This is a genomic window from Risungbinella massiliensis, assembly GCF_000942395.1.
Taxonomy (GTDB): Bacteria; Bacillota; Bacilli; order Thermoactinomycetales; family Thermoactinomycetaceae; genus Risungbinella; species Risungbinella massiliensis.
This window is the reverse complement of record NZ_LN812102.1, coordinates 703,484-725,374: the sequence shown is the minus strand read 5'-3', so window position 1 is coordinate 725,374 and position 21,891 is coordinate 703,484. Positions and strand designations below refer to the sequence as shown.

The following is a 21,891-nucleotide window of genomic DNA, read 5'->3' as shown; positions in this document are numbered from 1 at the left end:
AATACCGGATGAAAATTTTAGAGGCAATGAAACAGTATGACTATGAGCAACTCGTTTTTTGCCAAGATGAAAGTTCCGGTCTCAAAGCGATTATTGCAATTCATGATACAACATTGGGGCCTGCTCTCGGCGGAATCCGGATGTGGAACTATGCAACGGAAGAAGAAGCAATTGTAGATGCTCTCCGTTTGGCTCGTGGTATGACCTACAAAGCTGCTGTTTCTGGGTTAAATCTGGGTGGTGGCAAGACAGTCATTATCGGTGAATCTCGAACAGACAAAAGTGAAGCCATGTTCCGTGCCCTCGGACGTTATGTAGAGGGATTGAATGGACGTTACATCACGGCAGAAGATGTCGGTACGAATGAAGAAGATATGAATAATATTTTCTTGGAGACAAGTTATGTAACGGGTGTCTCTCCAGCTTTTGGTTCTAGTGGGAATCCTTCTCCTGTCACTGCTTTTGGTGTATACCAGGGAATGAAAGCTGCTGCGAAAGTTGCCTATGGTAGCGATTCTTTAAAAGGGAAAAAGATTGCAGTCCAAGGTGTAGGTAATGTGGCCTATCATCTATGCAAGTATTTGCATGAAGAAGGTGCGCAGTTGATTGTGACAGATATATATGAGCCAAACGTAAAGCGTGCGGTACAAGACTTTGGGGCGACTAGTGTACATCCAGATGAAATCTATGATGTAGATTGCGATATTTTTTCTCCATGTGCGTTAGGTGCCATTGTCAATGATGACACTATTGACCGATTACGTTGCAACGTAATAGCAGGCTCCGCAAATAATCAACTAAAAGAAGATCGACACGGAGATCTTCTGGAACAAAAAGGGATCTTCTACGCCCCAGATTATGTGATCAATGCGGGTGGTCTCATCAATGTAGCGGACGAACTTTATGGGTATAATCGTGAACGAGCGATGGCCAAAGTAGAAGGAATATACCATACGATTGAAAAAGTATTTGAGATTGCAAAGCGTGATGGCATTCCTACCTATCAAGCAGCGGATCGTTTGGCAGAAGAGCGTATTGAATCTCTTCGAAAATCACGTAACATGTTTGTGCAGAAGGATCGTCATGCGCTTACGCCTGTGCATCGTTAAAATCGATTGAATGAATGAGTTTTTTTAGCACATAAATCATGGTAAGGGGCAAAGTGTGAAGCTTTGTTCCTTTACCCTTATACACGAAACGACGGGAGGCGAAAGCCTTGGCAGAACAATATGATCTAGTCGTGTTAGGTGGCGGTCCGGGAGGATATGTAGGTGCGATCCGTGCAGCCCAACTCGGGATGAAAGTAGCATTAGTGGAGAAGGAAAACGTGGGAGGAGTATGTTTACACAAGGGATGTATCCCTACAAAATCCATGCTCTATAGTGCTTCTTTGTACCACCAGATGAAGGAATCGGAAACTTACGGGATTCGTTCAGAAAATGTGCAAGTAGATTTATCAATGGTGCATTCTCGGAAAAATCAGATCATTGGACAACTTCAAAAAGGCGTAGAACATCTACTAAAGAAAAATAAAGTCGATGTTTATTCTGGATATGGTCGTATTTTGGGGCCTTCTATTTTTTCTCCCTTACCTGGAACGGTTTCAGTACAGACATCACCTGAAGAAGAGGGAACACTCCTTGTTCCACAGAATCTACTACTTGCGACTGGTTCCTCTCCACGTTTCTTAGAGGGATTAGATTATGATGGACAATCTATTTTGAACTCGGATCATGCCCTTCAGATGGAAGAGTTACCAAATTCCATGTTGATTCTTGGTGGTGGAGCGATAGGAATCGAGTGGGCATCAATGCTCTCTGATTTTGGAGTAGATGTGACCGTTTTAGAAGTGGCAGATCGAATTTTGCCTGGAGAAGATGTGGAAATTAGTCGTGAGATGACGAGAGTTCTCAAGAAAAAGGGCGTAAAAGTATTCAGCGAGGTAACGGTGGCAGTAGATACCGTACAAGTCATCGAAGGAGAAGTGAAACTTCAGGCAGAGGTAAAGGGGGCTTCCTCTCATTTTAGCGCTGAAAAGTTGCTAGTATCTGTAGGGAGAACACCAAATGTAAAAGACATTGGACTTGATAATACGGCGATCAAAGTAGAGCGTGGAGCAGTGGTAGTGAATCCATTCCAACAAACTGCTGAAAAGCATATCTATGCGATTGGAGATTTAGTTGGTGGATTTCAATTAGCACACGTTGCGATGCGAGAGGCTGTAATTGCGGTAGAACACATGGCAGATCAATCGCCTGAGCCACTTCAAAAGCGCCAGGTTCCACGTTGTATCTACAGTAGACCAGAAGTCGCTTCTATCGGTTTCACAGAACAAGAGGCAAAAGACCAAGGTTATCAAGTAAAAGTAGGAAAAGTGCCCTTCCGTACAGTCGGAAAATCACTTGTTATGGGTGAGGTAGATGGAATGGTAAAACTGGTAGTAGATGCGAAGACAGAGGATTTGCTTGGAGCTCACCTCATTGGAGCAGACGCAACCAACCTAATTTCGGAAGCAGGATTAGCCCAATTACTGGATGGAACTGCATGGGAGATCGGCCAGTTGATTCACCCGCATCCGACGCTTTCGGAGTTGATCGGAGAAGCGGCCCTTGCCGTAGATGGTTTGGCTATTCACGGTTAACAACCATGATAAAAAGGAGAGATGAGATGAAACATCGAGAGGTTGGATTATCGGATCAACAAGTTCTAGAGATGTATTCTACGATGTTGATGGCACGCAAGTTGGACGAACGGATGTGGCTTTTAAATCGTGCAGGGAAAATTCCTTTTGTTATCTCTTGCCAAGGTCAAGAAGCAACACAAGTAGGAGCAGCATTCGCTTTAGACAAAGAAAAAGATTGGCTTTGCCCGTATTATCGAGATCTAGGGATGGTTTTGCATTTTGGGCAAACTCCGACAGACCAGATGCTAGCTGCTTTTGCTAAACCTGGAGACCCAAATAGTGGTGGACGCCAAATGCCAGGACATTATGGAGATCATCGCTACCGAATCTTTACTGGCTCTAGTCCTGTTACTACACAAGTTTTGCATGCTACTGGGATTGCCTATGCTGCTAAACTCGCCAAAGAAGAGTTAGTGGTTCTCACTTCCTGTGGGGAAGGTTCAAGTAACCAAGGAGATTGGCATGAAGCGATGAACTTTGCGGGAGTACACAAGCTACCTGTTATCTTCCTTGTGGAGAATAACCAATATGCTATTTCCGTTCCGTTAGAGAAACAAGTTGCAGGTGGAAGTATCGCAGCTCGTGGAAAAGGTTACGGTATTCCAGGAATAGAAGTGGACGGAAACGATCCAATTGAAGTATACGAAGTGATTCAAGATGCACGGAAACGAGCACTACGTGGAGAGGGTCCGACTTTAATCGAGGCAGTCTCCTATCGCCTTGTGCCACATTCGAGTGATGATGACGATCGTACGTACCGGAAAATGGAGGAAGTCGAAGCGGCGAAACAACGAGATGCGCTGGTCACTTTCCGTCAATATCTAGTAGATCATAACCTCCTGACTGAATCTGCTGAACAGGACATGCTCGCTACGATACGCCATGAGATTAACGAAGCGACAAGTGTAGCGGAAAACGCAGCAGAACCTGATCCTAGTGTGATGTACCAGCATGTCTTTTTTGAGGAGGGGCGTTAAATGGCAGTAATGACCTATATCGAAGCCGTAACGAAGGCACTACAAGAAGAGATGAAGCGAGATAATCGTGTCTTTGTGCTAGGAGAAGACGTGGGGAAACGTGGAGGAGTATTCCGCGCTACCATGGGTCTCATTGAAGAGTTTGGCGAAGATCGTGTAGTCGATACTCCTCTCACAGAGTCTGCTATCGCTGGAGTGGCAATCGGTGCGGCTGGTTACGGGATGCGCCCTATTGCAGAGATGCAATTTGCTGATTTTATCATGCCTGCATTTAACCAAATCGTTAGTGAAGCCTCTAAGATCCGCTATCGTTCCAATGGAACATTCCAGTGTCCAATGGTAATCCGAGCTCCTTATGGTGGTGGAATTCATGGAGCGCTCTATCACTCACAGAGTATCGAAAAATTGTTTGCTGGAGTACCTGGTCTTAAGATCGTAGCACCTAGTACCCCTTATGATGTAAAAGGGCTTCTAAAAGCATCCATTCGTGATGAAGATCCTGTGTTGTTCTTGGAGCATAAACGTTGTTATCGTCTGATCAAAGGAGAAGTTCCATCAGAAGATTACACTATTCCGCTTGGTAAGGCGGAGGTGAAACGTGATGGATCAGACGTTACGGTGATTTCCTATGGCCTTATGGTACACTATGCCCTCGAAGCAGCTGAAAAGTTGGCAGAGGAAGGCATTAGTGTTCATGTCCTGGATTTGCGTAGTCTAATTCCACTCGATAAAGAAGCGATTCTCGAAGCGACTGCTAAAACAGGGAAAGTTCTAGTCTTGCATGAGGACAACAAAACAGGTGGATTTGGGGGAGAAATTGCATCCCTCATCGCAGAAGAGGCGTTCTTTGAATTAGATGCCCCTGTTCGCCGTCTCTGTGGTCCTGATGTACCTGCAATGCCATATAACAAGACGCTAGAAAAAGAATTTATGTTAAATCCAGAGAAAATTGCTAATGCATTGCGTGATCTAGCAGAATTTTAAGAGAGGAGGAGACCCAATGAAAGAAGATGTACGGATGCCACAACTAGGGGAGAGTGTCACAGAAGGTACGATTGCCAAATGGCTTAAACAACCTGGTGAGACAATCTCTTTGTATGATCCTATTTGTGAAGTGACCACTGACAAAGTAAATGCGGAAGTTCCTGCTACTATTGAAGGAAAAATGGCAGAGCTACTTGTTGAAGAAGGGCAGACTGTTTCGGTAGGTGAACTTATTTGCCGAATTGAAGTGGTAGGTTCAGAAGAAACTACTGCTAAAACTGGAACGGTTGTGCAACCTTCAACTGTTGTCGATACTACAAAAGAATTAATCACAGATACGAAAGTAGCAGATACTTCAGCTAAAAAACGATTCTCTCCAGCAGTATTACGTCTTGCTGATGAACATCAGATCGACCTTCAACTTCTCACTGGTACAGGTCGTGGCGGTAGAATCACTCGCAAAGATGTACTAAAAGCTGTAGAGGAGGGCGTCCCTGAGGCAAAAACAGAAACAGTTGCGACTAAGAACGAACCAACAGTTTCTGCACCTATCAACGTTCCTAGTGAGCCGGAAGTAGAGGCAACAACGCCTATTGCTCCAGTAGCTCCGTCTACTCCTAAACCAATGGTTAGTCCTGCTACATCGGAGCCTGAAGATATCGAGATTCCTGTCACTCCAGTCCGCAGAGCAATCGCCAATCGTATGCTGACGAGCAAACAGGAGATTCCACATGCCTGGATGATGGTAGAAGTGGATGTGACAGGATTAGTAGAGCTACGTAAAGCGAAAAAAGCAGCGTTTATGGAACGGGAAGGAATACCTTTGACGTTTATGCCGTTTTTCTTAGAGGCGACGATTGAAGGGCTCAAAGCATATCCCCAACTTAATTCCGTCTGGCAAGGGGATCACATTCTCCAAAAAAAGAGAATCAATCTCTCCTTAGCTGTCGCAACAGAGGACTCTCTGTATGTTCCTGTCATTCATGACGCTGATGAAAAGAATATTCGTGGGCTACAGAAATCAGTTATTCGTTTAGCGGAAAAAGCTCGCACCGGCAAGTTAGAATTAGCTGATACTCAAGGCGGAACGTTCACAGTGAATAATACCGGATCGTTTGGCTCCATTGCCTCTCAACCGATTATTAACCATCCACAAGCAGCGATCTTAGCTTTTGAGTCGATTCAAAAACGCCCAGTCTTTTTTGAAAGTGGAATGTTTGCGGTTCGAGACAAAATGAATCTCTGCCTTTCTCTTGACCATCGTGTGTTAGACGGTTGGGTAGTAGGCCAATTCCTTAAAGTAGTGAAAGACAAGCTAGAGTCGTATTCTGTAAATCATGAAATCTAAAGCAAAAAGGAGCAAACCCATTAGGGAATGCTCCTTTTTGTTATTCATCTCTTTACGTGCAATTGATAATATTCCTCTAAGGTAATCTTCTCCTCGTAAAGAAATGTAGCCAGTGGAATTCCGACATACCGAAAATGCCAAGGTTCATACTTATATCCCGTGATAGACTCTGTCCCCGCTGGATAACGTAAGATAAAACCGTATCGGTAGGAATTTGCAGCTAACCATTTGGCTTCCTTGGTGTTAGCAAAACAAGATGTCACAACACAACGCCCATTGGTTCCGGCGATATCCATCGACAACCCTGTCATATGTTCACTATGTCCTGGCTTTGCGGAAAAGCGATCAGCTTCTTTTTGACCACTTTGGCGAACATAGCGCTCATATAGTTCTTTTTGTGTCTGATAGGAGCGGTATCCTGACACGGCTGCCAGTGAGATTCCATCTTCTTTGGCACCAACAAACATCTTTTCTAAAGCCGTAGCTGCCACTTTTTGCATTTTCTTTCGTTCCGAACTTTGTGTAAGAAAAGCAACACGTGGTTCCGAAAGATTAGGCGGAACATATTCAGGTGGCAATCCATTTTGTTTATTGACTAGCCTTTGGATGGAAGTAATCTGAATCGAAGGAGATTGTTTGGAAGAGGCAACCTTCTGCTTCGGACTAGCAGACTTATTAGGGATCGGTGTACTTTCCTTCTTCAGCACAGGATCAGCTTGCACTGATGGTTCTGGTACTTCCACTTCTTTCTTCTCTTGACTCATTGCATATGGACTCTCCTCACGGTCTACATAGACAAATAGTAGAGTAATCAGCAAAAAAGAAGCAGTCATAAAAGGTTTTCTCACACGTTTCAAAAGATTAAGTCCTTTCTATCGACCAAAAATTCAGATTGATCGGATCTAAAAAGAAAAGCAGCAAACGAGATAATCGTAGCTGCCTTTGAAATTACTTTTTCGCATACGTTTCGTAATATTCCTCTAATGTAATCTGTTTTTCATAGATAAATTTTGCAAGTGGTTCGCCTACATACCGATAATGCCAGGATTCATGTTTATAGCCCGTAATCTCTTCTTTGCCTGGTGGATAGCGGAGAATGAATCCATATTTATAAGCATTATCCTTCAGCCATTGGGCTTCCTTGGTATTATGGAAGCAATCGGACGCTGCACATTTGCCGCTGTATCCAGCGATATCCATCGTCAGTCCGGTCATATGCTCACTATGTCCAGGTTTGGCGGAATAACGGTCTGCTGCTTCTTGCCCATCTCGTTTGACATAGTTGTTATACAAGATCTTTTGTGTCTTATACGACCGGTAACCAGATACCCCTGCCAGTGGAAGACCATCCTGTTTTGCTGCCTCAAACATTTTTTCCAATGACTCTGCAGCTACCCGTTGCATCTGTTTGATCTCTGCTGTCTGGTAGACAAATTTTATTTTCGGCACAATCAGATCGGGAGGAACATAATCTTCATCGAGTCCATGTTCTTTGTTTACCAACATTTGAATTTCTGTTAGTTCAATTTGTGGTTCAGATGAACTTGGTTTGGTTGGTTCCGTTGTAGAGGGTGTTGTTTCTTTTTTTGTTTCCTCAGAGGCATTTTTTGCACCTTTGTCCTCTTGATTAATGGCGAAAAAGATAGCCAATCCTATTAATAGAGTGGAGACTACTATCACAGCCGCTATCTTCCCAATACCATTGTTATCGCTTTTCTTTTGCCTACTTGCTCTTCTTGATCTTGGTTCCATACTAGACAGGAACTACATTAAATTACGGTAGTTCCGTTACACACCTCTTTCTGTTTGGGTTACCCTCTATTTAGGTTACTTTTTATCAAGAGAGATAGATTAAAATGTTATGAGAAGGTATGCTAATTAAGACATGACTCATTTATCATATCGAAAGAACGAAGTATATCCAATGACGAAAATATGGTGTTTTTAGAAAAATACCATTTGAAAATTGCATGAGTTCAGATAAAAATGTAGGTTTTGTTTGTTTTGCTTTAAGCTATTAGTTAACAGTAATTTATATACAATGATATTTTGCGGATTGATTTGTTCAGGCATGAAACTGGTTTTAAATAGAAAACACTCTAGGAATGTCATAATATGACGAACCTAGAGTGTACCTATTTTTTGATGTAATCTCTTAATGCTCTGTCAAATCATTTAAAGAAACGGTTTGTTCTCTTTCAGGTTGATCTAGAGGGAAGATCCTTGCTGTTTGATTATGATCATCTACATGTTGAATATAGATACGTTCGCCATTAAACGTAACGTTTGCCATAACTGGTGAAGCTGCAATTTCTTGTGCTCGTTGTACATGCATTGTTCGATCTCCTTTTTTATATATGAATAAGTTTTTCTTTTGAATGCGTTATTATACAAAACAACTTCACAGATTTTGCAACGATGAAAAATAAAACTCTAGGGAGCCTAAGACTCATAACTAGCCTAGAGTTTTAGCAATCATTGATCTAATTTTTGTTGAATTGTTTCGTACTCCGACATTTCGTGTCCATGTAAGTGTGATTGTTCTTCTTGTAAAAGTGATTGGATCAGATTCTGTTCTTCTTGACTAAGATCTGCGGATAGATCACGCAACTTTTTCTGTAGTTGCGAAATGATCTGTAGTCTTGATTGAGATTCGGAAGAGTTCGCACCTGCATTTATTAACTTTGCTTGTTCTTTTTCAAGACAAGTGGAGAGTATGTTCATTTCACTTAAAGATAGTTGCATTTCGTATGCCCCCTTCTGTTTGTGCAGGATTAGTATTGGATTTTCGAGGGAAGTGCATTCCTTGTCTTGAAAGATATAGATCACAAAGAAAGATTCATCTAACATAATAAGCAACTGTTACATTTGAATATAAATGAGGAGTAGCGAAATGAATCGTGAGTGGAGAAAGAAAAGGATGCAAGAGTTGATCCAGCAACAGAAACAAAACCGACCCAGAAGTTATAGTCCGCTCTTTCTGGAATGCGTGGAAAGCCTTCAACCGGATGTGTCGATCCTATCTGATAGTGATTCAGAAGAGATTTACTCTCGTATGCAGATCGATTTTCCTTTTACCTTCTGGGGTCAGGTTGACTGGAATGTAATGAGTAACAAACATACTTTCCAATCTATCGATGAGGCTCGGTCTTACTTTGAGAAGAACATGGATTTATCAAACGATCGGGTCTATATTTTATGGGGTTATGGGGACGACCCTGTTCTCCAAGCGAAGTTAGATAGCATCTTTTCCTCTATTGAACTGGTTGAATGTATTGGCTCAGATCAATTTTTATATCATCCGCAAAAAGCTATTATTTTGGAGTTATACCATGAGGGTAGTATTACAATGGGAGTTAGCACAAGTAAATTTGAATAGGCTATTGGTTTAGTATAAAAGCCAACTTTTAAAGGAGTTTGTATGGGTAAATATAATCGAATGAATAAAAAATCAACAATACCAGATTTGCAACCACTCCAAATACCAGCATGTTGGAAAGTGGGTCTCAACAAATTCAGTACCAAAGATCCTGAATAGATGAACGAGATGGATTACTTAGATAGAATGCACTATTTCAATGTGAGTTTATTGCAAATGAGTATGGAGCAAGACAACTTAGTACTCGATCTGAGTATCCAGAAGCGGAGTTAGATGGACAGTATGGGTTAGAGTTATTAAAAGATTGTGATTGGGAGAATCCATTAGTCTCGTATGAGACAAGAAGTAGGGAAGAGGTTGTCCATAAAATAGAGGACTTGCTGTGGCAGTCGACGATAGGGGAGTTTTCAGATAAGTAGTGTACCGGATCGTACAGAAGGATGCAGTTATCAGGTTGTAGCATGTGTTGAAAAGTTCAATATATGGCTTGAGGAGAGAGAAAATGGATCGCCAACAGGTACTTGATACTTTTGGTAAGTCTTTGATGACAAATGTGAGAGATTTTGTTTTAAATCAATATTCCGACACTCTAGATGGAAAGATGAAGGATGAGGGTTCGAAAAAGATTTATGAAGCAACTCAGGATATGGACCAAAAGTTGTTAAGGGAATTGGGAAAAGAACTGGTAGATTCCACGTTGCATTATTTCCTATGGCATTTGGAGCAGGAAATTACAGTGGCTTTGGTATTAGAAGTGGAAGGAACCAAGCTGAATTTAGCAGAAATAAGTGATGGGTTGCCTGGTGAGTTATATACAGAAGATGGATGGATTGAGCGTTTTAGTCAGTTTGGTAAGTCACAATTTAAGGGATAGTGGTTATAGGTATATAATTAATTCTGAATTGAGAAGGTATTAAGGGGTGACATATATAGAAATTTACTTAGACTCTCAAAATGCAAGACTACATATAGGTTTTATGGGGTTGGAATTACCAGCTTACAATATTAACTATTACTATATCTCGCAAGATTTAGCAGACTATTTTGGAGTTATTAATAACTATGAAGTGGAAGATATCGTAAAGAAGAAGAGAAAAGAATCTTCTGGTAGATGGAAGATAGAATTAGATTCTGAATCTCAGTGTTTCGTGGCCAGAAGTAAACGAGCAGAAGATCTCTTGGAGTTGGCAATCTGGATACTACAACGTACCAAAGCCTTAAAAAAAGAAGAAGAAGAGGAAATACGAACTAAAGCCATCAACATTATGAATAATTGGATTCCCCCAAAGTCACAAAGGTGGAAAGTAGGAGACATTTTTGTTATTCCACTACAACAGGAAAAATACGCGTTTGGACAAGTATTGCAAGATGACTCATATCGTACGGTATGTGCTCTTTTTGAGCATTGTCTAGGGGAACCTAAGCTTCACTAAACAGCAAGTAATATCTGTAATATCGGTAACTTCGTGGAACCTAGAACGATTGAATACCCTATGAGCTTAATACTGGTTTAGTGAGCTATAATGGAGCCATTTTTCATCGAGACGAAAGAAACATGGTAGAAGAAAACGATATTGGTCGGGCAATGGAAGTAGAGCTATCCGATGATATGGTTTTTCGAATTGTAGAGATAGTAGCTGAATAGGTTATAGTTCATAGACCCCTCTTTAGAAGTAAGAGGGGTCTTTTTTGTATGGCCTTAGCCGCTTTTCGATTTATCCCACTCTTAACGGGTAGTAAGACTCCCACCTCTAGAATGGGAGGAAGCAAGGAAGATGGGTGGGGGACAACTGAACGTAAAGGTCCGATCGGTTCAACTAAGCATCAGTGGGGGATAAAGAAAACTCCAATTAATGGAGCTTCATTTTATTTGATCTGAATATTGACAACGAAACTAACCATCGGTTATATTATAACCATAGGTTACTAACCAGTGGTTATAACAAAAATGTATGAAGGTGAGCTAAGCTATGGTAAGCAGACAAGAACTACGCTCTGAGGAAACGAAAAGAGGGATTTTATCAGCAGCAGGAACGCTTTTTGCAGAAAAAGGCTTTGATACTGTGACGATGCGAGAGATTGCCAAAAAAGCAGGATGCTCCCATACCACGATCTATTTATATTTCAAGGACAAAGAGACACTGCTTTATCAGTTGTCCATGCCTCCATTAGAAAAATTAAAACAAAAAATGTCGGATTTACTGCTTCGAACAGATCTCGTACCAGAGGAAAAGTTAAAAGGTGTAAGCAAAGAATTTATTGAGTTCTGTTTGCATAATCGGAACATGTACACTGTATTTTTTAACACGAAAGCATCTAGAGTAGATGAAGAAAAACCGGAGTTAGAGCTTAACAGATTACGAATAGAGCTTTTTGATTTACTCAAGCAAGCGCTACAAGGTTGTCTATCGATCAAGGAAGAGGAACGACTTTTGGCTTTTACTCGTATTACCTTTTTCACATTACATGGGATTGTAGGAACATATCATCTTTCTGATGAACCATTGGATACATTACTCGACCGGATGACACCAACTTTTGCTGAGGCAATGGAAGTGTTACTTCTGGGCTTTAAACAAAAAAGATAAATAGGAGATAAACAAATGAAAATAAGACAGATCTCAGAACATGTGTGGAGTTTACGGACTTGGATGCTAATTCCAATTCATGTTTGGGTTGTGGTAGACGAAGAGGGGGTAACGTTGGTAGATGCAGGCTTGTCAATGATGGCAAAGGGAATTTTAAAATTCATTGACCAATTGGAAGCTGGTCCATTGCAGCGAATCGTGTTGACACATGGGCATTCGGATCATGTTGGAGCAGTCAAAAAGATCGTAGAAGCGACCCGAGTCCCCGTCTATGCTCATCGGATTGAAATTCCTTATATGGAAGGGGATTTACCATATCCAGGACGTAAAAAGGCTACTCCATTAGTAGCCAGGCAGCTAAGCCAAGCTCTTCCAGAAGACGACCAAGGAAAGAATCTATCAATTGGTGGATTAACTCCATATCTTACACCTGGGCATTCACCTGGACATGTCGTTTACTTCCATGAAGAAGATGGAGTATTACTTGCAGGAGATCTTTTTACCTCGAAAAAAGGGAAGTTATATCGACCGATCCCTATGTTTACTGCAGATATGAAAGAGGCAGTGAAAAGTAGCTCTATTGTTAGGAAATTACAACCCAAGCGATTGGAAGTTTGTCACGGCGACTCTGTAATGCTACCAACAGAACACCTAGATGAGTACATTCAAAAGACGACAGATAAATATATAAAATAAACAGACTCACGGAATCTATATACAAAAACAGCTCTAGCGTACTTGTCCAGTGAAATCAAGTTACGCTAGAGCTGTCATGTTCATAGAAATCTTATTTAATTAACCCTTCTTTTTTTAGGAAGTTAATTGCAACCTTTTTCGGGTTCTTCTTATCGATATCGACTTGAGCGTTCATTTCTGCCATCTCTTCATTCGAAATCTTCCCGGCTAATTGATTTAGTATCTCTTTTAGCTCAGGGTATTTTTTTAATGTTTCTTGATTCACAATAGGTGCTGCGTAATAAGGGGGGAAGAACTTTTTGTCATCCTTTAATAGATGCAGATTGAAGCGAACAATTCTGCCATCTGTTGTGAAACCTGGGATTAGATCAACTTCGCCTTCTTTTACAGCAGAGTACATTAGATTGGAATCTAAGCTTTTCTTCTCCTTGAATTGTAAGTTATAGGCTTTAACAAATTGATCATAACCATCTTCTCGCTCATAGAAAGGAGCAGGTCCTCCAAAGAGAAGTTCTGGAGATCTACTGGATAGCTCGGAAATGTTTTGGATTCCTAATGTTTTCGCTACTTGTGGATTTAAGGTAATGGCATAGGTGTTTTCAAATCCAAGTGGCTTTAACCATTCCAATTGAAGTTTTTCTCGATAGCCTGCTTGTGTTTTTTGGAAAATCTCATCTGGAGTCATATTAGGATCATATTGTTCTTTCAAGATGGTTAGTAGTCCGGTGCCTGTGTATTCAACATATATATCAATGTCGCCTTTTTGTATTGCTTGGGTCAAGATCGGGGTATCACCTAGACCATCATTCACTGTGACTGGGTAGTCTGTTTTGTTTTTGAGGTATTCGGCAATGATATGGGGCAAAATCAATTGTTCTGTCCAATTTTTACCTGATATAACAATGGTCTTGTCCGCTTTATTTTCCTGATAGATGGTAATGCCGCCTAATACTAAGACAGGAACCAAAATGATAATGACCAGTTTTTTGATAGAGAACTTTTGACCGCGTTTTGGATCGGTTGCCAACTCAATACGCTTTAGTATCACATCAAACAAGATTGCTAGTAACGCTGCTGGAATTGCACCTGCTAATACTACCTCATTTCGTGTGGAGGTAAGTCCTCTGTAGATGAGATCCCCCATTCCCCCTGCGCCAATAAAAGCTGATAGTGTAGCAACACCAATTGTTAATACAGTTGCTGTTCGTAAACCTGCCATGATAACGGGTAAGGCAAGTGGCAATTCTATCATTCGCAAAATTTGATAGTTGGTCATACCCATCCCTCGTCCTGCTTCGATGACAGATGAATCTACTCCGATAATTCCAGTGTAGGTGTTACGTAAAATAGGGAGGAGTGCATAAATCGTCAAAGCAATGATTGCAGTGGTACTTCCGATACCAAAAATGGGTAAGAGGAAACCGAATAAGGCTAAACTTGGGATTGTTTGAAAAATAGAAACGGCTCCTATGATCGGTTCAGCAATGCGTTTGTGTCGCGAGATGTAAATACCAAGTGGTATGGAAATCAAGGAGGCGATCAGAATGGAAACCAGTGATAAATATAGATGTTGTTGTAGTCCGATGAGGATTTCTGGCCAGCGATTTTGAACGGTCTGAATAAATAAGGAAAAAAAGTTTTGTTCAGTCATGTTGGATCCCTCCTTCCGCAGGCGTAGCTGGTTTCATTCCTGCTAAACCTCGCATCATAGAGGAACGAGTAATGAGACCCATTAGTTTCGAATTTTGAAGAACGGGGATGGAGGGAACCTTGTATTTGGCAAAAACTTCTGCCACATCGGAATAGGAGCAATCGGGCTCTACTGTAACCAAGTCTCGATGCATAATATCTTGGAGTGTTTTCTCTTCATCGTTGTAAAACTTCTCTACATCTTCTAAGTAAACAATTCCAAGCAATTTATTACTTTGATCTGTTACAAGTAGGCTGTCTACCCGATTTTTGGACATCCATTTTAAGGATTCTGCTAAACCTCTGGTCGGTTTTGCGGTGATCACTTTCTGGATCATCAGATCAGAAGCGGTAGGATTGGTAGAAGATTTTATTTCCAATCGGTTTTCGCCGATAAAGTCTCTGACAAAGTCATTTTGGGGGTGTCGGAGGATTTTTTCTGGAGTATCAAATTGGACGATTACTCCTTCATTCATGATGGCAATCCGATCTGCTATCTTGATCGCTTCATCCATGTCATGAGTAACGAATACAATCGTTTTTTTGATAGATTCCTGCAAATTTACTAATTCATCCTGTAATTGTTCTCTGCTAATCGGATCTAATGCACTGAAAGGTTCATCCATTAGCACGATTGGAGGTTCTGCAGCTAATGCACGAACAACACCTACGCGTTGTTGTTGCCCACCACTTAATTCCATTGGAAACCTATCTCGGAATAGACTAGGATCCAGCCCTACTAAATCTAGTAGTTCATCGACACGTCTGGAATATTTCTCTTCTTCCCAGCCTTTCAATCTTGGAACAAGAGAAATGTTTTCTCCAATGGTCATATGAGGTAGTAATCCAATTTGTTGAATTACATAACCAATATTCCTCCGCAGTTCCACAGGATTGGTTTCATTAATGTTTTTCCCATTGATGAATATAGATCCACTTGTTGGCTCGATTAAGCGATTGATCATTTTCATCGTAGTGGTCTTCCCACAACCACTCGGTCCGATGAAGGTGATCAGCTCACCCTTATGAATCTGAAAATCGATGTTTTTTAGTGCCTGAAAGCCATCCGAAAACGTTTTACTTACTTCTTTAAAAACAATCAAAAAATCCCCTCACTTTTTTCTTATAAACTTTGTAAAAATATACAATAATTCTTCTATACCCGTTTATTCTATAATTTAAACATTTTTTATATAAAATTTCAAATAATCTATTTGCCTGTTGCATTATTACAATAGTTAAACGTAGGTGCGTAGTTGGTTTCCCCGCTTCTGCCTGTTCTACCTGTTCTAAGGGATCTGCATAGGCTCCCTATCACTCCTAATCAAACTCCAAAGGGAAACCTCTGGCTTTGGGCTAATAATACAGACTGCTCTAATCTATTTACCTGTAATGTATATGTGATATTCACCTATTCCTTCTGACTTTCGTATCTTGAGGAAAGGGGTGATTATTTTGTATCACATCGTAGTAGTGCTAAATCAGTTTCGACTATATCTATACCAAGATAGAAGGTTGATTCGATCTTATCCAATTGGAATTGGTAGGATTTTGACACAGACTCCTACAGGTATATATCAAATTATTAATAAAGCACCATACCCTAATTCGTATCCAGGTGGTCCTATTACGGTATATGGTACGTTTTGGTTAGGGCTATCGAGAAAAGGATATGGAATTCATGGTACCAATCAACCTTCTTCGATCGGTAAACGGGTATCAAGAGGATGTATTCGTATGTATAACAAGGACGTAGAGGAATTAGCGAAAATGGTGAGAATCGGAACAATGGTACGAATTAGACAGAACTAACGAGACATTACAAAAAATTCTATGTCAACACTAAACCGGCTTTTAGTGGTAAATGATCGGAAGCTACTGGCAGCTTCTGTTCTACTTCAACTGACTTTACCTTTAGATCTCGACTTACGAAAATATAATCCAACTGAACTTTGGGTTTTGTAGAAGGGAATGTGTAATAGGGACCTTTGCCGACAGCATGGCAAACATCGACAAAGTGCTCCATCATGTTGTGCCATGATTTGGAATGAGGTCTCTTATTCCAGTCTCCCATGATAATAGTAGGATGAAGGTCATTCATTACTTGTTGTAGGAGGAAATCTGTTTGTTTTCGATGGATTAACGGATTTAGGCTAAAGTGAGTTACATATGCTTTCAGAACAACTTGTTGAACGAGGATGTGGATCTCCAATAAAGATCTACTTTCACTGAATCGGCTCTGGTAGGGGAGTAGGTGATTCTTTTGAAACAAGATGGGAAATTGGGATAAAAAAGCATTTCCGTATTGGCGGGGCGTGTTGGCATTTTTAGATTTTAAGGTAATTGCACCACCAAATGCATATTCCATTTGGAGTTGTTTTGCTAGCCAAGATATCTGATCTGCAAAATTACTTCTTTTGGAAAAAGACCGATCCACTTCATTCAGTCCTATTAGGTTGGCATTGCTTTCTTTTATTACTTGAGCGATCCGCTCTAAACTTAGTTTTCGATCTGTTCCCCGACCATGGTGGATATTAAAGGTCATAACGTTTAGTTTCATCCAACTATCTCCGATCTCATGTTGTCTTAATATAAGTATTGACAAAAAGTTCGTGTCTGTAGTTCTTTCATACTGAAGGAAAGATTTTATAAAATTCCTGTTTTTCCCTTCTTCTCATTTTTTTCGTATAAATTATGTTACGATGATGGAAAGAGAGAGGAGAAGAGCCAGTGTTTCAAGTCTATGATCTAGGGACGAATGTTCCTTATAAACAAACATGGGAAGAACAAAGACAAAGAGTAAAACAGATTGATGAGGGTTTAGCAGAAAGCCAGTTATGGCTACTAGAGCATTCTCATACAGTGACCATGGGACGGGGAACGGAAGCACAAAATGTGTTGTTTTCTGCTGAACAATATGAACAACAAGGGATTCAATTAGTAGAGGTAGATCGTGGTGGAGATGTTACCTACCATGGACCAGGCCAGTTGGTTGGTTATCCACTTTTTTATTTAGGGAATCGGGAAAAAGGAAATGATGCTCGACAATACCTTCGCGATTTAGAAGAGTCGCTTATTCTAGCTCTTAGTAAGTGGGGTATTCAGGGTACAAGAAAAGAAGCCTACACCGGGGTTTGGGTAGGCGAAGAGAAGATTGCGGCAATCGGGGTGAAGTTTCATCGGGCTCGTCATCAGAAAGGGTACATAACAAGTCATGGGTTTGCGCTCAACCTTCGTACCGATCTCCGCTATTTTCAAACGATTGTACCTTGTGGTATTCAAGAATATGGTGTTACATCCCTCGCCAAAGTCTTGGATAGGGAGATGGACAATCACGAGATAGATCGCATGAAAAAAGAAATGGAGTCTGCGATGCGGGAAGTTTTCTCTGATCTCTATGCTTCTTGTAGCAGCAAATGAAGATGATCTACTCTGCGCCGGGTATCCTGCTCGAGGAACCGGCGTATTTCGTTTCTAGGAACAGTCAGAATAGTTTGGAACTCCTCATCGATCTCTCCAAGTTGTTGTTTGTGCTGAAAGTTTTGCAGAACCTCTTTACTTGTCCAATTTAGTTCAATCCGATAGATGATACCGAAATTGCCATTTTGTTTGAGATAGGCAGGTTCTATAGTACGAGTTAGATTGGAATCTTGTAAATTGATTCCGATCTCCTCCAATACCTCACGTTGTATCGTTTTCTCCAATTGAAATTCCATCCCATCTCCGTCAGCTTGATCAAGTGAACCACCCACTGGTTGCAAGTAGCCGGGTCGAAAGGATTCTTCACCTAGATCTCCAAACACAAAATGATCATCTGTGGTCACCATAATACAAGAAGCAAAGAGAGTGCGGCAATAATAGGGGGAATCTTCGGATAGTTTCCGCCGAGAGTAGAGATAATGCTCATATTTTGTCTCTTGTAACTCAAAAGTGAAAGTGGGTTTGGTGGCAGTAGGTAAAGTGAACTTACTAACATGATAGATGGTCCCATTGGTCATATGAGGAATGGTTAGTTTGGCTTCTTCCCAATAAGAAGTTATATCTGCCTGAAGCTTAAAAGGTAGATCTACTTTGGTACCAGAATGAAAAGCTCGTACTGGAAAATGAAGAGGATAGAGATGCATTGGAATTCCTCCAGTCATTTAATTTTATTGCCTGATGAATTCGCGATATTGCGAAAGGGGAGATTTCCTTTGAACTTTGTTTTCTGTATTTGAGAGAGATGATATCATAATCTTTAGAAAATAATAGTAGAATGGGGGCAATGTTTTGTCCAATAGAAAAAAGACTATTTGGATTATAGTAGGGGTTTTGGTCAATATAATGATTGCTTTTGTCGTCGCTCATCTATTAGATTCTACCTATTGGGATGTTTCGTTGTTTACTGGAATTCTTTTAACGGCAGGAAACTTTTTCTTTCGTAGTACAGGTGGTGCTTCAACTAGCTTTTTAGATCATAACATTCAGAGTTCTACTGGTGTAAAGATGGAGAAGGAAGAGATCAGCCTACATGTAAGTCCATTCTTTTTGGGTTCGTTATTTTATACGATCGTCACACTCATTATCCTATTAATCAAGAGTTTTTTGTTTCATAATTCTTAGAATGGAGAATCAATAAAAAAGTCCTGTTCAAACGTAATCAAAAAGATGCGTGAACAGGACTTTTTTGACTGGGGATTTTTACTGAATCCCAATAAATAGATCGTATAGGGATAGTAGGGTCACGCCCACCGTGCCAAGCATAAAAGCACCACCAAGAATTACCCCTGGAGTATTACCTGTTTTCTTATTGAACAAGAATCCTCTAACGGCCAAGATACTGATGATAACTAAGATCGGTACCATAAAATACTCAAGAATAAATTCACTCATTTTGCTTCACCTGCTTTCTTCATCATCGGAAAACGGCTTCTTTTTACCATATTCGGTCGATTACAACTACTTATTTTACCCAGTCTGCTTTGGTTTGTCTATGGTAAGGAGTAGGGAAAAGCATCTCTTCAGTTGTGGAACTCTTTTCTCTATAATGAAAAGAGAAAAGATACAAAATTATTGCTAGTCAAAAATGAAAGCGTTTACTAACAGTGGTTAAGGAGGAAAGAAATTGGCAGAAGAAACAACACAAAAAAAGGTATCAACGGAGCGTAAGCCCTCTTTTACTACTCATTCTGGTATTCCAGTAGATCGGATATACGAGCCAAAAGCAAAGGCACCAGAAGCAACAGCAGGGGAGTATCCATATACTCGCGGCATTCATCCAACCATGTATCGCAGTCGGTTTTGGACAATGCGCCAATATGCTGGGTTTGGATCAGCGGAGGAAACTAATAAACGATTTCGTTATCTACTTGATCAAGGACAGACAGGTTTATCGGTGGCTTTTGATCTGCCTACCCAGATTGGATACGATTCAGACGACCCGATGTCTCTTGGAGAGGTAGGAAAAGTAGGGGTAGCCATCGATTCGCTAGCAGATATGGAAAAATTGTTGGCAGAGATTCCTCTTGATCGTGTCAGTACCTCGATGACGATCAATGCACCGGCTTCTATTTTGCTGGCAATGTATTTGGTAGTGGCGGAAAAACAAGGAGTTTCTTGGGGACAAGTCTCTGGGACGATTCAGAACGATATTCTCAAAGAATATGTGGCTAGAGGTACTTATATTTTTCCTCCCGCTCCATCTATGCGCCTTATTACGGATATTATCTCATTTTGTGCTCAGAAAGTGCCTAAGTGGAATACGATTAGTATCTCTGGATACCACATCCGAGAGGCCGGATCGACAGCAGTACAAGAACTGGCTTTTACGTTAGCGAATGGCATCGCTTATATACGAGCAGCGCAAAAGGCTGGACTTGAGGTGGATCAATTTGCCCCTCGACTCTCTTTCTTTTTTAATGCTCATAATCATTTGTTTGAGGAAGTAGCAAAGTTTCGTGCAGCTCGTAGAATGTGGGCTAAGATCGTACGAGAAAAATTTGGCGCCAAAAAGGAACGTTCTTGGCAGCTTCGTTTTCATACGCAGACAGGGGGTTCGACGCTAACTGCGCAACAACCAGATAACAATATTGTTCGGGTTGCATTACAAGCTCTGGCTGCCATTCTTGGCGGAACACAAAGTCTTCATACGAACAGTCGAGATGAGGCACTTGCACTCCCTACAGAAGAATCGGCGCGAATTGCATTGCGTACTCAACAGATCATTGCTTATGAGAGTGGAGTAGCCGATGTAGTAGATCCACTTGGAGGTTCGTACTATATCGAACAGTTAACCGATGAGGTGGAGGAAGCTTCCTGGAAGTATCTGGATACTATTGAAGAAATGGGGGGCGCTGTTCAAGCAGTAGAAGAAGGGTATATGCAGAGGGAGATTCAACGGGTTGCTTACGAGACACATCGCCAAATGGAGGCTCAAGAGCAAATTGTAGTGGGAATGAATCAGTTTGTACAAGAAGATGAAGTATCGCCACCAGTGTTACGTGTGGATCCCGAAGTAGGGCGCAGACAGATCGCTGCATTAAAGAAGATGCGTTCTAATCGGAACTCAGAATTGGTGGAAAAATCATTACAAAACTTACGAAAATTAGCAGCGACGGAAGCGAATCTAATGCCAGCAATAATAGATACGGTTCGGGTCTATGCAACAGTAGGTGAAATCTGCCATGCACTACGAGACGTTTTTGGAGAACATCAACCGATTTAATGAGGAGGTCATGGTATGGATAGACCAATACGGATTTTGATTGCCAAACCTGGGTTAGACGGTCATAGCCGAGGTGCACTCATTATTGCTCAGGCATTACGAGATGCAGGCATGGAAGTAATCTATACAGGTCTTCGCCAAACTCCACAACAAGTGGTAGCGGCGGCTATTCAGGAAGATGTTGATATTATCGGACTTTCTTGTCTATCGGGAGCTCATTTGGAGCTTTTTCCGATGGTACTCCAATTACTCCGAGAGGAAGAGGTGGACGATATCCTTGTTTTTGGGGGAGGGATTATCCCAGAGGCTGATATCCCAGTCTTACAAGAAGCAGGGATTGGAGCAATTTTTCCGCCTGGCTCGACCACACATGAAGTGATTGATTATATACAAAAAGTGGTATCCAAGAAACGGGAGACGAGTACATGGAGCTAAAACAAATTGATCATATCGGGATTGCCGTTCATTCGCTGGAAGAGTCGATCCCCTTATATAGAGATGTATTAGGATTACCACTCTTATCTATTGAAGATGTTGTCTCGGAACAAGTTCGGGTCGCATTTTTTCAGATTGGAGAGGTGCGGATTGAGTTACTCGAGCCACTCTCTGAAGAATCTGCTATCGCCAAACATTTGGCAACTCGAGGCGAAGGGTTTCATCATATTGCATATCGGGTCGAAAAGATTGAACGATCGTTAGGTACGGCGCAAGAAAAGGGAATAAAACTTATCCATACGAATCCCAAATTAGGGGCGCATCAGGCACAAATCGCCTTTCTTCATCCAAAATCAACGGGAAAAGTGCTTACCGAGCTTTGCCAGCCTGCTAAAAAGGAGTGAGAAAG

General features: G+C 41.1%; 26 protein-coding genes. 17 read left to right on the top strand and 9 right to left on the bottom strand.

Annotation, left to right across the window (positions count from 1 at the left end):
- Positions 1 to 8 precede the first annotated feature (8 nt).
- The 5 genes from VJ09_RS04115 to VJ09_RS04095 all read left to right on the top strand — a co-directional run bounded on the left by VJ09_RS04115 (position 9) and on the right by VJ09_RS04095 (position 5,992).
- Positions 9 to 1,109: a Leu/Phe/Val dehydrogenase gene (locus tag VJ09_RS04115; protein ID WP_044640366.1), complete on the top strand. Its 1,101-nt coding sequence runs from the start codon at positions 9 to 11 to the stop codon at positions 1,107 to 1,109.
- Positions 1,110 to 1,216: 107 nt separating this feature from the next.
- A complete protein-coding gene (lpdA, locus tag VJ09_RS04110) occupies positions 1,217 to 2,641 on the top strand; it encodes a dihydrolipoyl dehydrogenase (RefSeq protein WP_044640365.1) in 1,425 nt (474 codons plus the stop codon).
- 5 nt (positions 2,642 to 2,646) lie between these two features.
- Positions 2,647 to 3,660, top strand: coding sequence for a thiamine pyrophosphate-dependent dehydrogenase E1 component subunit alpha (locus VJ09_RS04105; protein ID WP_044640364.1), 1,014 nt, complete (start codon positions 2,647 to 2,649; stop codon positions 3,658 to 3,660).
- On the top strand, positions 3,661 to 4,644 hold the full coding sequence (locus VJ09_RS04100; RefSeq protein ID WP_044640363.1) for an alpha-ketoacid dehydrogenase subunit beta: 984 nt from the start codon (positions 3,661 to 3,663) through the stop codon (positions 4,642 to 4,644).
- A 16-nt stretch (positions 4,645 to 4,660) separates the two neighbouring features.
- Positions 4,661 to 5,992, top strand: a complete 1,332-nt coding sequence (locus tag VJ09_RS04095) for a dihydrolipoamide acetyltransferase family protein (RefSeq protein WP_044640362.1) — start codon at positions 4,661 to 4,663, stop codon at positions 5,990 to 5,992.
- 44 nt (positions 5,993 to 6,036) lie between these two features.
- Here VJ09_RS04095 and VJ09_RS04090 read toward each other — a convergent pair whose 3' ends face one another.
- From VJ09_RS04090 to VJ09_RS04075, 4 genes are all read right to left on the bottom strand, one after another.
- Positions 6,037 to 6,840, bottom strand: a complete 804-nt coding sequence (locus VJ09_RS04090; protein ID WP_230199131.1) for a M15 family metallopeptidase — start codon at positions 6,838 to 6,840, stop codon at positions 6,037 to 6,039.
- Positions 6,841 to 6,940: 100 nt separating this feature from the next.
- Positions 6,941 to 7,744 (bottom strand): M15 family metallopeptidase, encoded by an 804-nt coding sequence (locus VJ09_RS04085; RefSeq protein WP_082050395.1) that lies wholly within the window; start codon positions 7,742 to 7,744, stop codon positions 6,941 to 6,943.
- A 403-nt stretch (positions 7,745 to 8,147) separates the two neighbouring features.
- The gene (locus tag VJ09_RS04080) at positions 8,148 to 8,327 is read right to left on the bottom strand and encodes a small acid-soluble spore protein H (protein ID WP_044640361.1); all 180 of its coding nucleotides are present in this window, start codon (positions 8,325 to 8,327) and stop codon (positions 8,148 to 8,150) included.
- Positions 8,328 to 8,467: 140 nt separating this feature from the next.
- Positions 8,468 to 8,737 carry a hypothetical protein gene (locus VJ09_RS04075; RefSeq protein WP_044640360.1) on the bottom strand — a complete coding sequence of 90 codons (270 nt, stop codon included), beginning with the start codon at positions 8,735 to 8,737 and terminating at the stop codon, positions 8,468 to 8,470.
- A 148-nt stretch (positions 8,738 to 8,885) separates the two neighbouring features.
- Here VJ09_RS04075 and VJ09_RS04070 point away from each other — a divergent pair, with 148 nt between their 5' ends.
- The 6 genes from VJ09_RS04070 to VJ09_RS04045 all read left to right on the top strand — a co-directional run bounded on the left by VJ09_RS04070 (position 8,886) and on the right by VJ09_RS04045 (position 12,655).
- Complete coding sequence (locus VJ09_RS04070) at positions 8,886 to 9,371, top strand: CDI toxin immunity protein (protein WP_044640359.1); 486 nt, start codon at positions 8,886 to 8,888, stop codon at positions 9,369 to 9,371.
- A 502-nt stretch (positions 9,372 to 9,873) separates the two neighbouring features.
- Positions 9,874 to 10,245, top strand: a complete 372-nt coding sequence (locus tag VJ09_RS04065) for a hypothetical protein (RefSeq protein ID WP_044640358.1) — start codon at positions 9,874 to 9,876, stop codon at positions 10,243 to 10,245.
- 46 nt (positions 10,246 to 10,291) lie between these two features.
- Entirely contained in the window at positions 10,292 to 10,804 is a 513-nt protein-coding gene (locus tag VJ09_RS04060; RefSeq protein ID WP_044640357.1) for an Imm26 family immunity protein, read from the top strand.
- A 260-nt stretch (positions 10,805 to 11,064) separates the two neighbouring features.
- Complete coding sequence (locus VJ09_RS04055) at positions 11,065 to 11,250, top strand: hypothetical protein (protein ID WP_044640356.1); 186 nt, start codon at positions 11,065 to 11,067, stop codon at positions 11,248 to 11,250.
- A gap of 91 nt (positions 11,251 to 11,341) precedes the next feature.
- Positions 11,342 to 11,959, top strand: a complete 618-nt coding sequence (locus VJ09_RS04050) for a TetR/AcrR family transcriptional regulator (protein WP_044640355.1) — start codon at positions 11,342 to 11,344, stop codon at positions 11,957 to 11,959.
- 15 nt (positions 11,960 to 11,974) lie between these two features.
- Entirely contained in the window at positions 11,975 to 12,655 is a 681-nt protein-coding gene (locus VJ09_RS04045) for an MBL fold metallo-hydrolase (protein WP_044640354.1), read from the top strand.
- A gap of 91 nt (positions 12,656 to 12,746) precedes the next feature.
- Here VJ09_RS04045 and VJ09_RS04040 read toward each other — a convergent pair whose 3' ends face one another.
- A complete protein-coding gene (locus VJ09_RS04040) occupies positions 12,747 to 14,306 on the bottom strand; it encodes a glycine betaine ABC transporter substrate-binding protein (protein ID WP_044640353.1) in 1,560 nt (519 codons plus the stop codon).
- Positions 14,299 to 15,447, bottom strand: a complete 1,149-nt coding sequence (locus VJ09_RS04035) for an ABC transporter ATP-binding protein (protein WP_044640352.1) — start codon at positions 15,445 to 15,447, stop codon at positions 14,299 to 14,301. Before VJ09_RS04035 ends, VJ09_RS04040 begins: the two co-directional genes overlap by 8 nt.
- A 349-nt stretch (positions 15,448 to 15,796) precedes the next feature.
- Here VJ09_RS04035 and VJ09_RS04030 point away from each other — a divergent pair, with 349 nt between their 5' ends.
- Positions 15,797 to 16,156 carry a L,D-transpeptidase gene (locus tag VJ09_RS04030; protein ID WP_230199130.1) on the top strand — a complete coding sequence of 120 codons (360 nt, stop codon included), beginning with the start codon at positions 15,797 to 15,799 and terminating at the stop codon, positions 16,154 to 16,156.
- A 19-nt stretch (positions 16,157 to 16,175) separates the two neighbouring features.
- Here VJ09_RS04030 and VJ09_RS04025 read toward each other — a convergent pair whose 3' ends face one another.
- Positions 16,176 to 16,904, bottom strand: a complete 729-nt coding sequence (locus tag VJ09_RS04025; RefSeq protein ID WP_044640350.1) for an endonuclease/exonuclease/phosphatase family protein — start codon at positions 16,902 to 16,904, stop codon at positions 16,176 to 16,178.
- A 170-nt stretch (positions 16,905 to 17,074) separates the two neighbouring features.
- Between VJ09_RS04025 and lipB the strand changes: the two genes are divergently transcribed.
- Positions 17,075 to 17,764, top strand: coding sequence for a lipoyl(octanoyl) transferase LipB (gene lipB / locus VJ09_RS04020; protein ID WP_044640349.1), 690 nt, complete (start codon positions 17,075 to 17,077; stop codon positions 17,762 to 17,764).
- Here lipB and VJ09_RS04015 read toward each other — a convergent pair.
- Positions 17,740 to 18,468: an NUDIX hydrolase gene (locus tag VJ09_RS04015; protein WP_044640348.1), complete on the bottom strand. Its 729-nt coding sequence runs from the start codon at positions 18,466 to 18,468 to the stop codon at positions 17,740 to 17,742. The two genes, lipB and VJ09_RS04015, sit on opposite strands and share 25 nt — an antisense overlap.
- Positions 18,469 to 18,613: 145 nt before the next feature.
- Here VJ09_RS04015 and VJ09_RS04010 point away from each other — a divergent pair, with 145 nt between their 5' ends.
- On the top strand, positions 18,614 to 18,946 hold the full coding sequence (locus tag VJ09_RS04010) for a hypothetical protein (protein WP_044640347.1): 333 nt from the start codon (positions 18,614 to 18,616) through the stop codon (positions 18,944 to 18,946).
- A gap of 78 nt (positions 18,947 to 19,024) precedes the next feature.
- Here VJ09_RS04010 and VJ09_RS04005 read toward each other — a convergent pair whose 3' ends face one another.
- Positions 19,025 to 19,216 (bottom strand): hypothetical protein, encoded by a 192-nt coding sequence (locus tag VJ09_RS04005; RefSeq protein ID WP_044640346.1) that lies wholly within the window; start codon positions 19,214 to 19,216, stop codon positions 19,025 to 19,027.
- A 232-nt stretch (positions 19,217 to 19,448) separates the two neighbouring features.
- Here VJ09_RS04005 and VJ09_RS04000 point away from each other — a divergent pair, with 232 nt between their 5' ends.
- From VJ09_RS04000 to mce, 3 genes are read left to right on the top strand one after another with little or no spacing between them, the layout of a single operon-like run.
- Entirely contained in the window at positions 19,449 to 21,047 is a 1,599-nt protein-coding gene (locus VJ09_RS04000; RefSeq protein ID WP_044640345.1) for an acyl-CoA mutase large subunit family protein, read from the top strand.
- Positions 21,048 to 21,062: 15 nt separating this feature from the next.
- The gene (locus VJ09_RS03995; protein ID WP_044640344.1) at positions 21,063 to 21,482 is read left to right on the top strand and encodes a cobalamin B12-binding domain-containing protein; all 420 of its coding nucleotides are present in this window, start codon (positions 21,063 to 21,065) and stop codon (positions 21,480 to 21,482) included.
- Entirely contained in the window at positions 21,473 to 21,886 is a 414-nt protein-coding gene (mce, locus tag VJ09_RS03990) for a methylmalonyl-CoA epimerase (RefSeq protein WP_044640343.1), read from the top strand. Before VJ09_RS03995 ends, mce begins: the two co-directional genes overlap by 10 nt.
- Positions 21,887 to 21,891 lie beyond the last annotated feature (5 nt).

Excerpts from the sequence above, each read along its gene's own strand:
- VJ09_RS04115 (WP_044640366.1), top strand. The coding sequence starts at position 9 with ATGAAAATTTTAGAGGCAATGAAACAGTATGACTATGAGCAACTCGTT.
- VJ09_RS04105 (WP_044640364.1), top strand. The coding sequence starts at position 2,647 with ATGATAAAAAGGAGAGATGAGATGAAACATCGAGAGGTTGGATTATCG.
- VJ09_RS04100 (WP_044640363.1), top strand. The coding sequence starts at position 3,661 with ATGGCAGTAATGACCTATATCGAAGCCGTAACGAAGGCACTACAAGAA.
- VJ09_RS04095 (WP_044640362.1), top strand. The coding sequence starts at position 4,661 with ATGAAAGAAGATGTACGGATGCCACAACTAGGGGAGAGTGTCACAGAA.
- VJ09_RS04085 (WP_082050395.1), bottom strand. The coding sequence starts at position 7,744 with ATGGAACCAAGATCAAGAAGAGCAAGTAGGCAAAAGAAAAGCGATAAC.
- VJ09_RS04080 (WP_044640361.1), bottom strand. The coding sequence starts at position 8,327 with ATGCATGTACAACGAGCACAAGAAATTGCAGCTTCACCAGTTATGGCA.
- VJ09_RS04075 (WP_044640360.1), bottom strand. The coding sequence starts at position 8,737 with ATGCAACTATCTTTAAGTGAAATGAACATACTCTCCACTTGTCTTGAA.
- VJ09_RS04070 (WP_044640359.1), top strand. The coding sequence starts at position 8,886 with ATGAATCGTGAGTGGAGAAAGAAAAGGATGCAAGAGTTGATCCAGCAA.
- VJ09_RS04065 (WP_044640358.1), top strand. The coding sequence starts at position 9,874 with ATGGATCGCCAACAGGTACTTGATACTTTTGGTAAGTCTTTGATGACA.
- VJ09_RS04055 (WP_044640356.1), top strand. The coding sequence starts at position 11,065 with ATGGCCTTAGCCGCTTTTCGATTTATCCCACTCTTAACGGGTAGTAAG.
- VJ09_RS04050 (WP_044640355.1), top strand. The coding sequence starts at position 11,342 with ATGGTAAGCAGACAAGAACTACGCTCTGAGGAAACGAAAAGAGGGATT.
- VJ09_RS04045 (WP_044640354.1), top strand. The coding sequence starts at position 11,975 with ATGAAAATAAGACAGATCTCAGAACATGTGTGGAGTTTACGGACTTGG.
- VJ09_RS04040 (WP_044640353.1), bottom strand. The coding sequence starts at position 14,306 with ATGACTGAACAAAACTTTTTTTCCTTATTTATTCAGACCGTTCAAAAT.
- VJ09_RS04025 (WP_044640350.1), bottom strand. The coding sequence starts at position 16,904 with ATGAAACTAAACGTTATGACCTTTAATATCCACCATGGTCGGGGAACA.
- VJ09_RS04015 (WP_044640348.1), bottom strand. The coding sequence starts at position 18,468 with ATGCATCTCTATCCTCTTCATTTTCCAGTACGAGCTTTTCATTCTGGT.
- VJ09_RS04005 (WP_044640346.1), bottom strand. The coding sequence starts at position 19,216 with ATGAGTGAATTTATTCTTGAGTATTTTATGGTACCGATCTTAGTTATC.
- VJ09_RS03995 (WP_044640344.1), top strand. The coding sequence starts at position 21,063 with ATGGATAGACCAATACGGATTTTGATTGCCAAACCTGGGTTAGACGGT.
- mce (WP_044640343.1), top strand. The coding sequence starts at position 21,473 with ATGGAGCTAAAACAAATTGATCATATCGGGATTGCCGTTCATTCGCTG.